The sequence below is a fragment of the Cupriavidus taiwanensis genome, assembly GCF_900250115.1.
In the GTDB taxonomy this organism is placed as follows: Bacteria; Pseudomonadota; Gammaproteobacteria; order Burkholderiales; family Burkholderiaceae; genus Cupriavidus; species Cupriavidus taiwanensis_B.
The window spans coordinates 651,497-664,304 of sequence record NZ_LT984804.1 but is presented as its reverse complement, the minus strand read 5'-3'; the positions used below and the strand labels follow the sequence as shown (position 1 = coordinate 664,304).

General features: G+C 67.7%; 11 protein-coding genes. 6 read left to right on the top strand and 5 right to left on the bottom strand.

Translation table 11 applies throughout. The features are described 5' to 3' along the window. Positions 1 to 7: 7 nt before the first annotated feature. Both CBM2586_RS19795 and CBM2586_RS19790 read right to left on the bottom strand, forming a co-directional pair. Complete coding sequence (locus CBM2586_RS19795) at positions 8 to 514, bottom strand: DUF2628 domain-containing protein (RefSeq protein ID WP_115665287.1); 507 nt, start codon at positions 512 to 514, stop codon at positions 8 to 10. A 205-nt stretch (positions 515 to 719) separates the two neighbouring features. After that, on the bottom strand, positions 720 to 1,187 hold the full coding sequence (locus CBM2586_RS19790) for an MgtC/SapB family protein (protein WP_115665288.1): 468 nt from the start codon (positions 1,185 to 1,187) through the stop codon (positions 720 to 722). 518 nt (positions 1,188 to 1,705) lie between these two features. On the opposite strand from CBM2586_RS19790, the gene CBM2586_RS19785 reads away from it, so the two are divergent. From CBM2586_RS19785 to CBM2586_RS19765, 5 genes are all read left to right on the top strand, one after another. Beyond that, positions 1,706 to 2,875: an acyl-CoA dehydrogenase family protein gene (locus CBM2586_RS19785; protein WP_115689363.1), complete on the top strand. Its 1,170-nt coding sequence runs from the start codon at positions 1,706 to 1,708 to the stop codon at positions 2,873 to 2,875. A gap of 8 nt (positions 2,876 to 2,883) precedes the next feature. Then, a complete protein-coding gene (locus CBM2586_RS19780; RefSeq protein ID WP_115689361.1) occupies positions 2,884 to 4,080 on the top strand; it encodes a CaiB/BaiF CoA transferase family protein in 1,197 nt (398 codons plus the stop codon). Positions 4,081 to 4,152: 72 nt separating this feature from the next. Further along, the gene (locus CBM2586_RS19775; protein WP_115689359.1) at positions 4,153 to 5,535 is read left to right on the top strand and encodes an MmgE/PrpD family protein; all 1,383 of its coding nucleotides are present in this window, start codon (positions 4,153 to 4,155) and stop codon (positions 5,533 to 5,535) included. Between the two features lie 8 nt (positions 5,536 to 5,543). Next, positions 5,544 to 6,368 (top strand): HpcH/HpaI aldolase/citrate lyase family protein, encoded by an 825-nt coding sequence (locus tag CBM2586_RS19770; RefSeq protein ID WP_115689357.1) that lies wholly within the window; start codon positions 5,544 to 5,546, stop codon positions 6,366 to 6,368. Between the two features lie 42 nt (positions 6,369 to 6,410). Further along, complete coding sequence (locus tag CBM2586_RS19765) at positions 6,411 to 7,277, top strand: FAS1-like dehydratase domain-containing protein (protein ID WP_115689355.1); 867 nt, start codon at positions 6,411 to 6,413, stop codon at positions 7,275 to 7,277. A 244-nt stretch (positions 7,278 to 7,521) separates the two neighbouring features. Here CBM2586_RS19765 and CBM2586_RS19760 read toward each other — a convergent pair whose 3' ends face one another. From CBM2586_RS19760 to CBM2586_RS19750, 3 genes are all read right to left on the bottom strand, one after another. Next, positions 7,522 to 7,920, bottom strand: a complete 399-nt coding sequence (locus CBM2586_RS19760; protein WP_115665294.1) for a hypothetical protein — start codon at positions 7,918 to 7,920, stop codon at positions 7,522 to 7,524. Between the two features lie 783 nt (positions 7,921 to 8,703). Next, complete coding sequence (locus tag CBM2586_RS19755) at positions 8,704 to 9,675, bottom strand: Bug family tripartite tricarboxylate transporter substrate binding protein (RefSeq protein WP_115665295.1); 972 nt, start codon at positions 9,673 to 9,675, stop codon at positions 8,704 to 8,706. Between the two features lie 55 nt (positions 9,676 to 9,730). Then, positions 9,731 to 11,251 (bottom strand): class I adenylate-forming enzyme family protein, encoded by a 1,521-nt coding sequence (locus CBM2586_RS19750; RefSeq protein WP_115689353.1) that lies wholly within the window; start codon positions 11,249 to 11,251, stop codon positions 9,731 to 9,733. Positions 11,252 to 11,611: 360 nt separating this feature from the next. On the opposite strand from CBM2586_RS19750, the gene CBM2586_RS19745 reads away from it, so the two are divergent. Further along, positions 11,612 to 12,805 (top strand): acyl-CoA dehydrogenase family protein, encoded by a 1,194-nt coding sequence (locus tag CBM2586_RS19745; protein ID WP_115689351.1) that lies wholly within the window; start codon positions 11,612 to 11,614, stop codon positions 12,803 to 12,805. The last annotated feature ends 3 nt before the right edge of the window (positions 12,806 to 12,808 follow it).

The following is a 12,808-nucleotide window of genomic DNA, read 5'->3' as shown; positions in this document are numbered from 1 at the left end:
GCTGGTTTCAGCCGGCGCCCGGCGCGCCGCCCAGGGCCATCAGCGCCGCCAGCGGGCGCAGCGACACCACCATCACAAACAGCAGCAGGGCCATGGCGAAGACGCCGGGCCAGCTGGTGCGGCCGCGGCGCTCCAGCGAGTCGTTCACCAGTTCGGGCGAGTAGTGGTACGCGCGCACATGGCGGATGGTGGCCTCGGCGTGCCAGCGGTACAGCTCGTTGCCGTACAGCCCCAGCAGCAGCGCCATCGCGTACAGCAACGGCCGGCCCGCCATCGGCAGCTGCAGGCCGAACCATGCGTGCAGCAACGGCTCGGTGCCGACGATCAGCGCATAGACCCCCACCTGCCAGTACATGCGCCGGTACGCCATCCAGAACGGGCCCAGCAGGCACGCCGCCCAGTTCCACGAGACGCCACCGTGGCTCTCGGCCACCGACCAGCGTTCGCCGTAGTACGGAAATCGCGGCCCCACGAATGCGGCCAGCGCCGCGTCGTCACGGATTGATGCAAGCATGCCAACCTCCCCCTCTGCTGCGTCGGCAGCGCCCAGGCTTCGCGGCGCAACCTAGCCACAGCATAGGGCGCGCGGGGCCCTCTCTGTGTGCGCCGGCGCGCATTCGGTGCACATTTGGCAAGCACTGGCCGCGGCAAGGCGAGTGGAAATGACGAGATCGGCGCTCACGGGCACAGCGCGGCGCACCGCTCCGTGGCGCGGGGCGCTACTTCCAGCGTTGCAGGATCTGCAGGATCACCAGCGTGAACACCGTGGCGATTACCGCCGTGGTGTCGCGCCCGAGCCCGGCCGCGACGCCGATGGCCGCCACCATCCAGATGCTGGCCGCGGTGGTCAGGCCCTTGATATGAGCCTCGTCGTTCTGCTTGAGGATGGCGCCGGCGCCGAGGAAGCCGATGCCGGCGATCAGCCCCTGCAGCACCCGGCTCATGTCGGCCAGCGGCACGCCGGCCTGCAGCGGCACCAGCACGAACAGCGCCGAGCCCAGCGCCACCAGCATATGGGTGCGCAGCCCCGCCGCCTTGCCGGAGGACTCGCGCTCATAGCCGACCAAGCCACCGAGCACCACCGCCATGCACAGCCGCACCAGGAGGCGGGTTGCCTCGGCGGCGTCCGGCACATCGGCAAATTCCGCGCGAAAGGTGCGGAAGATCTCGGTCCAGACAGACTCCATCGCCAACCTCCGGGGACTAGGGTGCAGGCCTGAGCGTAGCACGGCACACCTGGCCCACGGCAAGACTCGTGCGCCACAACGGCGCGCCGTCCGGCCTGTGCGGCGCCGTCCTACACGCCAAGCGGAAGCTCCCCGACAGTCCCGCCGGCGCGGCATTCCTATATTGAAATCACCAATCACAGTCCTCCATGGAGTTGCACCATGCCCTATATCCTCGCCTGGCTACTTGGTGTTCCGGCTTTTGTCCTGATCCTGATCTGGCTCTTCGTCCACTGACCGGCAGGCAGTGCCACGGCACCAGCCCCCCTCCAGCGGCGCCCCGCGCGCCACACCCGCACGCCCGCTTCGCCGGGCGTGTTGCATGAGGGTGGCGCCGCCTTGCGGGCGCGGTCGCGCGGCCCCGCTGCGACGCTTGCTGCCCACCTAAGCCGGCCCTAAGCCGCTCTTTCGCAAATCCGAATTTCAGCGTGCAGGAGGCTCGGGAATAATGGCCTCCAGTTCCAATCGACCCGGCGACCATGCACGCAGACCAGGATCCCGAGCAGCTGTACCCCGAAATCCGCGAGGCGGTGCGCAGCCTGTGCGCGGGCTTCGATTCGGCGTACTGGCAACGGGTGGAAGAGCAGGAAGCGTTTCCCGAGAGCTTTGTCCAGGCCCTGACGCAGGCGGGCTGGCTGTCGGCGCTGATTCCGGAAGCCTATGGCGGCTCGGGGCTGTCATTGACCGCGGCCTCGGTCATCATGGAGGAAATCAACCGCAGCGGCGGCAACTCCGGCGCCTGCCACGGGCAGATGTACGTGATGGGCTGCCTGCTGCGCCATGGTTCCGAAGCGCAAAAGCAGCGCTGGCTGCCTGCCATCGCCTCGGGCGAACTGCGCATGCAGTCGATGGCGGTGACCGAGCCCAGCACCGGCACCGACACCACCAAGCTGAAAACCACCGCGGTGCGGCACGGCGACAAGTACCTGGTCAATGGCCAGAAGGCCTGGATTTCGCGCGTGCAGCACTCGGACCTGATGCTGCTGCTGGCGCGCACCACGGCGCTGGACCAGGTCAAGCGCAAGTCGGACGGCCTGTCGGTATTCGTGGTCGACCTGCGCGATGCCATCGGCAAGGGCCTGACGGTCAAGCCGATCCGCAACATGGTCAACCACGAGACCAACGAGCTGTTCTTCGACAACCTGGAAGTCCCCGCCGCCAACCTGATCGGCGAGGAAGGCAAGGGCCTCAGGTACATCCTCGACGGCCTCAACGCCGAGCGCATCCTGATCGCCGCCGAGTGCATCGGCGACGGCTACTGGTTCGTCGAGCGCGCCGGCAACTACGCGCGCGACCGCATCGTGTTCGACCGCCCGATCGGCCAGAACCAGGCGGTGCAGTTCCCGATCGCGCGCGCGTACGTCAACGTCGAGGCAGCCAGCCTGATGCGCTACAAGGCCGCGCGGCTGTTCGACGCGGGCAAGCCGTGCGGCAAGGAAGCCAATATCGCCAAGCTGCTCGCCGCCGATGCCTCGTGGGAAGCGGCCAACGTCTGCCTGCAGACGCACGGCGGCTTCGGCTTTGCCGCCGAGTACGACATCGAGCGCAAGTTCCGCGAAACCCGCCTGTACCAGGTGGCGCCGATTTCCACCAACCTGATCCTGTCCTACGTGGCCGAGCATGTGCTCGAATTGCCGCGTTCGTTCTGAGAACCCTAATGTCCCACTCCTCACAAGGCATCCGCCCGCTCGACGGCATCCGCGTGGTCTCGCTCGAGCACGCCGTGGCCGCGCCCTTCGCCACGCGCCAGCTGGCCGACCTGGGCGCGCGCGTGATCAAGGTCGAGCGTCCCGGCGTGGGCGATTTCGCGCGCGGCTATGACCAGTCCGTGCACGGCCAGGCCTCTTACTTCGTCTGGCTCAACCGGGGCAAGGAAAGCCTGGCCCTGGACCTGAAGGACAGCGAAGCGCAGGCCATCCTGCACCGCCTGCTGGCCGACGCCGACGTGCTGGTGCAGAACCTCGCCCCCGGGGCTGCTGCCCGCATGGGCCTGGATTTCGACACCCTGCACGGCAAGTACGAGAAACTGATCGTCTGCGACATCTCCGGCTACGGCGACTCGGGCCCCTATCGCGACAAGAAGGCCTATGACCTGCTGATCCAGGCCGCCGCCGGCCTGGTGGGCCTGACCGGCGGCCCCAACGAGCCCTCGCGCGCCGGGGTCTCGATCGCCGACATCTCGGCTGGCATGTACGCGTACAGCGGCATCCTGTCGGCGCTGCTGCAGCGCGGCCGCACCGGCAAGGGCCTGCGCGTGCAGGTGACCATGTTCGAGGCGATGGCCGAGTGGATGAACCAGGTGCTCTACTTCGGCCACTACGGCGGCACCACGCCGGCACGCGTCGGCGCCTCGCATCCGACCATCGCCCCGTACGGCGTGCATCGCACCAGCAATGGCAGCGTGATCTTCAGCGTGCAGAACGAACGCGAGTTCGCCAATTTCTGCGAGATCGTGCTCGGCGACCGCGCGCTGGCGCAGGACGAGCGCTATGCCAGCAATACCGCGCGCGTGCGCAACCGCGCCGAGCTGACTGCGCTGATCGAAGCGCGCCTTGCCGCGCTGACGGTGGCGCAGGCCGAGGCGCTGCTGGACCAGGCGCAGATCGCCAATGCGCCGATGAACGACATTGAAGCGGTCTGGAGCCATCCGCAGCTGCAGGCGCGCCAGCGCTGGCGCGAAGTCAATACGCCGAACGGCCCGATCGGCGCGCTGCTGCCGCCCGCCAACCTGTCGGGCGTCGAGCCCGTCATGGGCGACGTGCCGGCGCTGGGCGCGCATAGCCGCAGCATCCTGGCCGAGCTGGGCTACGGCGAGACCGACATCGACGCCCTGGCCGACAAGCGCACCATCTGAGCTGACCACGGCGCCCGGGCAAGCCGGGCGCTCTATTCTTTCCGCAAGCACTGTTCAATCTTCGGAGCCGGCATGAGCCAAGCCGCAGACACCACTTACCCGACCCGCCAGCTTTGCGAATTCCTGGCCAACCTCAAGCTGGCCGACGTGCCCGCGCCCGTGATCGAGCGCACCAAGGACCTGTTCCTCGACTGGATTGCCTCAGCCATCGCCGGCAAGGATGCCCCGGCCGTGCGCAAGCTCCAGGAATTCGCCGCGGCCATGGGCCCGTCGGACGGCGCCGCCGAAGTGCTGGTCGACCGCCGCCGCACCTCGCCCTACTTTGCCGCGCTGATCAACGGCGCCTCCTCGCACGTGGTCGAGCAGGACGACGTGCACAACGGCTCGGTGCTGCATCCGGCCGCGGTAGTGTTCCCGGCCGTGGTCGCGGCCGCGCAGGCCGAAGGCAAGACCGGCGCCGAGGTGCTGATGGCCTCGATCGCCGGCTATGAAGCCGGCATCCGCATCGGCGAATTCATGGGCCGCTCGCACTACCGCGTGTTCCACACCACCGGCACCGTCGGCACGCTGGCCGCCGCCGCCGCGGTGGCCAAGCTGTTCGGCCTCGATGCCGACGGCATCAACCAGGCGCTGGGCTCGGCCGGCACCCAGGCCGCCGGCCTGTGGGAATTCCTGCGCGACGCCGCCGACTCCAAGCAGCTGCACACCGCCAAGGCCGCCGCCGATGGTTTGCAGTCGGCCTGGCTGGCGCGCGCCGGCTTCACCGGCGCGAAGCAGATCCTCGAGGGCGCGCAGGGCATGGCCGCCGGCATGTCGAGCGATGCCAATCCCGCCTGCCTGACCGATGGCCTGGGCACGCGCTGGGCCACCGCCGAGACTTCGTTCAAGTTCTTCGCCTCGTGCCGCCACACCCACCCCGCCGCCGATGCGCTGAAGGCACTGATGCAGAGCGAAGGCGTTGCCGCCGACCAGATCGCCAGCGTCACCACGCACGTGCACCAGGGCGCCATCGACGTGCTCGGCCCCGTGGTCAATCCCGCCACCATCCACCAGGCCAAGTTCTCGATGGGCACGGTGCTTGGGCTGGTGGCCGTGCACGGCCATGCCGGCCTGGGCGAGTTCGAGCAGCATGCGCTGCAGGACCCCGCGGTGGCCGCGTTCCGTGGCAAGGTCGAGATGGAACTGGATGCCGAGATCAACGCCGCCTACCCGCGCCAGTGGATCGGCCGCGTGACCGCCAGGACCACCGACGGCCGCACGCTGGCCGCGCGCGTCGACGTGCCCAAGGGCGATCCCGACAACACGCTGTCACGCCCGGAACTGGAAGCCAAGGCGCTGCAGCTGGGAGCGTTCCGCCAGGGCGCGAGCGAGGCCGAGATGCGCGCCATCATCGCGCGCGTATGGGCGCTGGAGCAGGCGCCGAACGTCAACGACTGGCTCCCCGCCGCACGCTGAGAACGCCGATGTCCACTGCCGTCACCTACCTTTTCGTGCCGGGCGACCGGCCCGAGCGCTTCGACAAGGCCGCCGCCGCCGGCCCCGATGTGATGATCCTCGACCTCGAGGACGCGGTCCATCCGGACGCCAAGCCCGCCGCGCGCGCAGCCATCGCCGCATGGCTGGCCGGCCGGCCCGGCGCCAACGCCTTCGTGCGCATCAACGACAGCGCCTCGCCCGCCTTTGCCGCCGACCTGGCCTGGCTGCGCGGCTTGCCTGCCGGCACGGCGCTGGCCGGGCTGCTGGTGCCCAAGGCCGAGGATGCCGCCGCGCTGCGCACCATCGCGCAGGCCCTGCAGGCGATCAACCCGCAGGGCGAACTGGTCGCCATCATCGAGACCGCGCTCGGCCTGCACCAGGTCGACGCCGTGGCATCGGCCGGCGGCGTGGCGCGCCTGGCGTTCGGCTCGCTCGACTATGCGGTCGACCTGGGCTGCAGCCATAGCCGCGACGCGCTGGCGTTCGCGCGCGCGCGCATCGTGCTGGCCTCGCGCGTGGCCGGGCTGCCGCCGCCGGTAGACGGCGTGACCACCGCGTTGAAGGATGAAGCCGTGCTCGCCGGCGACGTCGCCTACGCGCGCGAACTCGGCTTTGCCGGCAAGCTGTGCATCCATCCGGCGCAGCTTGGCGCGGTGCGCGCCGGCTTCCTGCCCAGCGCAGAACAGCTGGACTGGGCCCGCCGCGTGCTCGACGCTACCGCCAGCGGCAGCCATGCCGTGCAGGTCGACGGCAAAATGGTCGACCGTCCCGTGATCGAACAGGCCCGCCGGCTGCTGGCGCTGGCGCAATAGACCGCCAATCGACAACCCTTACGCATGACAAGGCTCAATGCCATGACTGACGCCACCTCCGAACTCGAACGCCTGCGCGGCTGGATCGGCCGCAGCGAATCGCGCACCGAAACGCTGTCGCCGGAACCGGTCGCCGGCCTCGCCGCCACCTTCGACCTCGATCCCGAAGCCATCGCCGCCGGTCCGCTGCCGCCGCTGTGGCACTGGCTCTACTTCCTGCCGCGCGCCCCGCAGCACGAACTGGGCCGCGACGGCCACCCCACGCTGGGCGGCTTCATGCCGCCGGTGCCGCTGCCGCGCCGCATGTGGGCCGGCAGCGAGCTGAGCTTCAGCCATCCGCTGCATATCGGCGATACCGTCACCCGCACCTCCACCATCAAGGACGTGCAGTACAAGACCGGCCGCAGCGGTGAACTGTGGTTCGTCGCGGTCGACCATGCGCTGACCGTCAACGGCAAGACCGCCGTCAACGAGCGCCACGACATCGTCTACCGCGCCATGCCGGACCCGTCCAAGCCGCAGCCGCCGCGCCCGCGCCTGGAACACACCGCGCAATGGCAGCGCACGCTGCAGGCCGACCCGGTGATGCTGTTCCGCTATTCCGCGCTGACCTTCAACGGCCACCGCATTCACTATGACCGCAGCTATACCCGCGACGTGGAGGGCTATCCCGGGCTGGTGGTGCACGGGCCGATGCAGGCCATGCTGATGCTGGACCTGGTGGCGCGCGAGCAGCCCCAGGCGCGCGTGAAGCGCTTTGGGTTCCGGGGGCTGGCGCCGCTGTTTGATCAGGACACCATTACCGTTGGTGGCGCCGCCGATCCGGCGGAGCCGGGGCGGCTGGTGCTGTGGACGGGGGATGATGCTGGCGGGCAGGCGATGCAGGGTTGGGCGGAGGTGGAGGGGTAAGAGCCTGAAGCCTTATCCGCTCCGCCGGTTTGCTCCCCTCTCCCGCTTGCGGGAGAGGGGCAGGGGGTGAGGGCAGGCGGTGGCATGCCGCAGGCTTGACTTCGTAGAGGCTCCGGCCCTCACCCCAACCCTCTCCCGCAAGCGGGAGAGGGAGTAAACAAGCGGTCGGCCAAGTCAGGCGGTGCCTACAATGGACACCAACGGCGCCTGCCACCTCAGTGAATCAGCGACCGGCCGCGATTGGCTACCCGACCATCGCCTCCTCAATTCCCTCCGCGACATCTTCTACCCTGTCGGCCAGCAATCCAAGGGACGCCTGACACAGCCCTCGCAACGCATCCAACGTAGCCGCCTGCAAGGCTACGCTTCCCTCTTCCTGCGCATCGCATTCGCTGTGGGTCACCAACGTCAGCACGCAGGCTGTCCCTCGCGCAATCGCATCGGCTTGATCCAACAGATTCAATAGCAAGAGCTGCCGGGGAACAGGCAGCGCATCCTCGCGCGCCGCACGGCGGGTTTCGGGGCTGAACCGCGAAAGGGAATCATCAAGTCGGAGCGGGATGAAGACGTCGGATTCGATGTTGGACTGGTGCATGTTGACCTCCGTAAGGTAGAAGAAGAGGTAGCGCAACCAGGTTCTCATTCCCGGCTCCTGCTGTGTCAGAAGACCACCCAGTCTAGAGCCGCTTGTCGTTCACACTCAAGGCGCAGATTGTGAAGGATGGATACGTCAGGTCAATCGCAGAAGTTGCCAAAGTTTTCATGGCAGAGAAGCCGTGCTTTGGCGAAGGCACGCGCCATGGTTGACAGGCGTTGCCTCGATGGCTGGCGAGTCCCTGAAGGCGCTGGGATGATTTCGACCTGACTTCGTGGATGCGCCGGCCCTCTCCCCCGCCCCTCTCCCGCAAGCGGGAGAGGGGAGCAAACCGGCGACGGCAAGCAAACTCTCAGTACGTTCATTTGCCCCGGCTTTCAAACTGCCACTTGCGTACTCCCTCTCCCGCTTGCGGGAGAGGGTTGGGGAGAGGGCCGGAGCGTCAACGAAGTGAAGGGCGTCGCTATTGCCACCGCCGGCCCTCTCCCCCGCCCCTCTCCCGCAAGCGGGAGAGGGGCGCAAACCCGGCGACGACAAGCAAGCTCTCAGCGCATTCATTTGCTCCGACTTTCCAACTCCCGCTTGCGTACTCCCTCTCCCGCTTGCGGGAGAGGGTTAGGGAGAGGGCGGGAGTATCAACGAAGTGAAGGCTATCGCTATTGCCACTGCTTTCAGCGGCAGCAGCGCTACGAAATGCGACCAATCAATTGTCGTGACAGCGTCACGACAATTGTCTCTTGCGTAATCACGGGCAAGCTGCGTAGCCCGCAACCGTCTCCGAAAACGAAAAAGCCGGCGTTTCGCCGGCTTTTCCGCAACATCCACAAGCGCTCAATCCGCCTGTATCCCCGCCTTCTTCACCACCCCACCCCACAACGCCAGCTCCCGCTGAATCCGGTCCCCAAGGGCCTTGGGCGTACTGATATTGACGTCATAACCCCCCGCGGTCATCCGTTGCCGGAAGGCAGCATCCTCCCCCACCGCCTTCTGCGCCTTGACCAGCTTGTCGACCACATCGGCCGGCAGCTTCTGCGGTCCCACCAGTGCATACCAGCCGGTCAGGTCATAGTCCTTCTGCCCCGACTCGATCATGGTCGGCACGTTGGGCAGCGCCGGGTTGCGGGTCTTCGACGTGACCGCCAGCGCGCGCACCTTGCCGCCGTTGATATGGCCGATGGCGGTGCCGGTGATATCGAACATGAAGGTGACCTTGCCGCTCATCACGTCGGCCATCGCCGGCGCGTTGCCCTTGTACGGCACGTGCAGCATCTTCACGTTGTTCATCTGCGCCAGCAATTCCGCCGACAGGTGGTTGGACGCCCCCACGCCGGCCGAGCCGAACGACACGCCCTCGGGGTTCTTGCGCGCGTAGGCGACCAGCTCGCCGACGTTCTTTGCCGGGAAGTCCTTGTTCACCAGCAGCACGTTGGTGTAGTCGGTGATCAGGCCGATGTAGGTGAAGTCCTTGACCGGATTGAAGTTGACCGAGTGCTGGATCAGCGGGGTCATGGTCATGGTGGGACTGGCGACGAAGTACAGCGTGTAGCCGTCCGGGGCCGCCTTGGCGGTCATGTCGGCGGCGATCGCGCCGCTGGCGCCGGCGCGGTTGTCGACCACCACCGGCTGCTTGAGCACGCGGCCCAGCTGCTCGGCGTAGATGCGCGCGGCGGTGTCGACCGGGCCGCCGGGCGCGTAGCCCACCAGCAGCTTGACCGGGCGCGACGGATAGGCATCGGTGGCCCATGCCGCGCCTTGCAGCAGCAGCGTGGCAGTCAGCGCCGCCAGCGTCTTCCATGTTTTCATTGGTGTTCTCCTCCAGGATGGCTTTAGTGCCCCGGGGCCTCGCGCCCCGGGGGCTTCAGTCGAGCATGGCGCGCAGCGGCTGCTTGAGCAGCTTGCCGCTCGCCGTGGTCGGAATCACGTCGACAGTGCGGACTTCGGCCGGACGCTTGTACGGCGCCAGGCTTTCGCGCAGGTAGGTGTCGAGCGCCTTGCGGTCCAGCTCGGCGCCTTCCTGCAGCTCGATGAAGGCCACTACCTCTTCGTTGCCATCAGCCGTGGTGCGCCCCACCACGGCGGACTGGCGCACGCCGGCAAAGGCGTTGATCACCGACTCCACTTCGATCGGATACACGTTGAAGCCGGAACGGATGATCAGGTCCTTGGAACGGCCGGAAATAAACAGCGCGCCGTCGGCGTCGAGATAGCCGAGGTCGCCGGTATTGAGCCAGCCGCCGGGCAGCAGCGCCTCGGCCGTCTGTTCGGGATTGCGGTAGTAACCGACCATTACGCCCGGGCCGCGCACGCGGATCTGGCCGCGTTCGCCGGCGGGCAGCGGCTTGCCTTCGGCATCGGTGATGACGATCTCCACGCCTTCGACGATATAGCCCGCCGAGCAATCGCCGCGCGGCGCGTCCATGCGCGTGATGAAGAGCGAGCCGGCATATTCGGTGATGCCGTAGCCGTGGTGCAGCGGCTGGCCGAACAGCGTCTCGACGTCGCGCTTGAGCGTGGGATCGAGCGGCGCGCCGCCGGTATAGAGGTAGCGCAGGCGCGGATAGGCGCCGGGCTTCGCGCCCAGCGCGGGCGCCACCGCCATGATGCGCGTGAACATGGTCGGCACGCCCTGCAGGATGGTGACGCCGGGCGCAGCCAGGGCCTCGAACACTTCATTGGCGTCGAAGCGCGGGCGCAGGAACAGGCTGGCGCCGCCGTACAGCGTGGCCATCAGCACCGTGGCAATGCCGAAGATATGCGACATCGGCAGCGCGCCGTAGGCCACGTCGGCCGGACCCAGGTCGCGCGAAGTGGCGGAGATGCGCGCGAACTGGGTCAGCCCGGCGTGCGGCACCATCACGCCCTTGGGCGCGCCAGTGGTGCCGGAGGTATAGATCAGCGTGGCGACGCGGCGGGCCAGTTCGGCAGGTTCGCGCTTCGGTGCGCTGGCCGCGCGCGCGACCCGCATGCCATCGTCATAGACCGCGCAGCCGGTGGCCTGCGCGCCCAGCCGCTCGCCGTGCGCCGCGGCCACGTCGGAAACATGGCCGGTGAACAGCACCAGCGCCGGCTGCGCGTGGTCGCGGATATTGTCGATCTCGCGCGCGGACAGGCGCGCGTTGACATTGATCGGCCAGGCATGCAGCAGGCTGCAGGCGAACAGCGTCACCACCATCTCGTTGCAGTTCTCGCCGACCACCATGACGCGGTCGCCCTCGCCCACGCCCTGCTGCGCCAGCCAGTCGCGGGCCGCTTCGATGCGCCGCCACAGCTCGCCGTAGCTGATGACGGCGCCGTTCTCGTACAGGCAAGGGGCCTGCGGCGTCTGCGCGGCCCAGTGGGCGGGGATCTCGTGGATGAATGCGGGGCGGAAGGAAGACATGGTGCTGGTGGATCTCTCGAATGCGAGCTGAGTCGGATATGCGGCGGAATGCACCCGGCCACATGAAACTGGCTGCATCAGTTTGCGGCAAGCCCTGCGCCACAGCCATTTGGAATTCACTAAGGTCGTGTTCGTCCACGCCGGGGGCGGCCCCATCGCGCCATGGCAGGCGCTGCCGGGCGCCGTTGGTTCCACCCGAGCGAAGGACACCTTCAGTATTGATAAAGCAACGAATCACGGGCGGCCAATACAATCGGCCGGCACAGCAAGGGCTGGCGCGATGGCGCGCTGCACAACCACGCGGCACCAGCATTCAGCGCAGCAGCGTCGCGCGGCCCGCGTACCACAGGGGACATTCAGATGGATTTGCGTTTCACCGCCGAGGAACAGGCCTTCCGCGAGGAGGTCCGCGCTTTCGTGCAGGCCAAACTGCCGGAAGACATCCGCAACAAGGTGCTCAACCACCAGCGCGTGGAGAAGGACGACTACGTCCGCTGGCACCGCATCCTGCAGGCGCAGGGCTGGGGCGCACCGACCTGGCCGAAGCAGTGGGGCGGCACCGGCTGGACCGCGCTGCAGCGCCTGATCTTCGAGATCGAGACCTTCCGTGCCGGCGCGCCGCGCCTGCTGCCGTTCGGCCTGACCATGATCGGCCCGGTGCTGATGAAGTACGCCAGCCCCGCGATGCAGCAGCGCTTCCTGCCGCGCATCCCGGGCGTGGAAGACTTCTGGTGCCAGGGCTACTCCGAGCCGGGCTCGGGTTCCGACCTGGCCTCGCTGAAGACGCGCGCGGTACGCAAGGGCGACAAGTACATCGTCAACGGCCAGAAGACCTGGACCACGATGGCCCACTTTGCCGACTGGATCTTCTGCCTGGTGCGCACGGATCCCGAGGCCAAGGCGCAGGAAGGCATCTCGATGCTGCTGATCGACATGAAGTCGCCGGGCGTGACGGTGCGCCCGATCACCACGCTCGACGGCGGCCATGACGTCAACGAGACCTGGTTCGAGGACGTCGAAGTGCCGGTCGAGAACCTCGTCGGCGAAGAGAACCGCGCCTGGACCTATGCCAAGTACCTGCTCGGCCACGAGCGCACCGGCATTGCCGGCATCGGCCACTGCCACCGCGAGCTGCGCCAGCTCAAGCACTACGCCAGCCAGACCACCGACGGCGCCGGCCGCCCGCTGATCGAAGACGTGCGCATGCGCGACAAGATCGCGCACGTCGAGATGGACATCATGGCGCTGGAAATGCTGCTGCTGCGCGTTGCCACGCAGGCCGCCGGCACGCCTGGGCCGGAAGCGTCGATCGTCAAGATCCGCGGCTCCGAGGTGCAGCAGGACCTGGCCATGCTGATGATGGAAGTCGCTGGCCCCAACGCCTGGCCGTATTCGCCCGACTGGCTCGAGCCCGGCGCGACGCAGCCGGTGTCCGGCCCCGAGTGGGCCGCCCCCGCCGCCTCCACGTACTACGACATGCGCAAGACCTCGATCTACGGCGGCGCGACCGAAGTGCAGAAGAACATCATCTCCAAGATGATCCTGGGTTTCTGAAGG

Coding starts and splice junctions, on each gene's coding strand:
- CBM2586_RS19795 (WP_115665287.1), bottom strand. CDS start 514: ATGCTTGCATCAATCCGTGACGACGCGGCGCTGGCCGCATTCGTGGGG.
- CBM2586_RS19790 (WP_115665288.1), bottom strand. CDS start 1,187: ATGGAGTCTGTCTGGACCGAGATCTTCCGCACCTTTCGCGCGGAATTT.
- CBM2586_RS19785 (WP_115689363.1), top strand. CDS start 1,706: ATGCACGCAGACCAGGATCCCGAGCAGCTGTACCCCGAAATCCGCGAG.
- CBM2586_RS19780 (WP_115689361.1), top strand. CDS start 2,884: ATGTCCCACTCCTCACAAGGCATCCGCCCGCTCGACGGCATCCGCGTG.
- CBM2586_RS19775 (WP_115689359.1), top strand. CDS start 4,153: ATGAGCCAAGCCGCAGACACCACTTACCCGACCCGCCAGCTTTGCGAA.
- CBM2586_RS19770 (WP_115689357.1), top strand. CDS start 5,544: ATGTCCACTGCCGTCACCTACCTTTTCGTGCCGGGCGACCGGCCCGAG.
- CBM2586_RS19765 (WP_115689355.1), top strand. CDS start 6,411: ATGACTGACGCCACCTCCGAACTCGAACGCCTGCGCGGCTGGATCGGC.
- CBM2586_RS19760 (WP_115665294.1), bottom strand. CDS start 7,920: ATGAGAACCTGGTTGCGCTACCTCTTCTTCTACCTTACGGAGGTCAAC.
- CBM2586_RS19755 (WP_115665295.1), bottom strand. CDS start 9,675: ATGAAAACATGGAAGACGCTGGCGGCGCTGACTGCCACGCTGCTGCTG.
- CBM2586_RS19750 (WP_115689353.1), bottom strand. CDS start 11,251: ATGTCTTCCTTCCGCCCCGCATTCATCCACGAGATCCCCGCCCACTGG.
- CBM2586_RS19745 (WP_115689351.1), top strand. CDS start 11,612: ATGGATTTGCGTTTCACCGCCGAGGAACAGGCCTTCCGCGAGGAGGTC.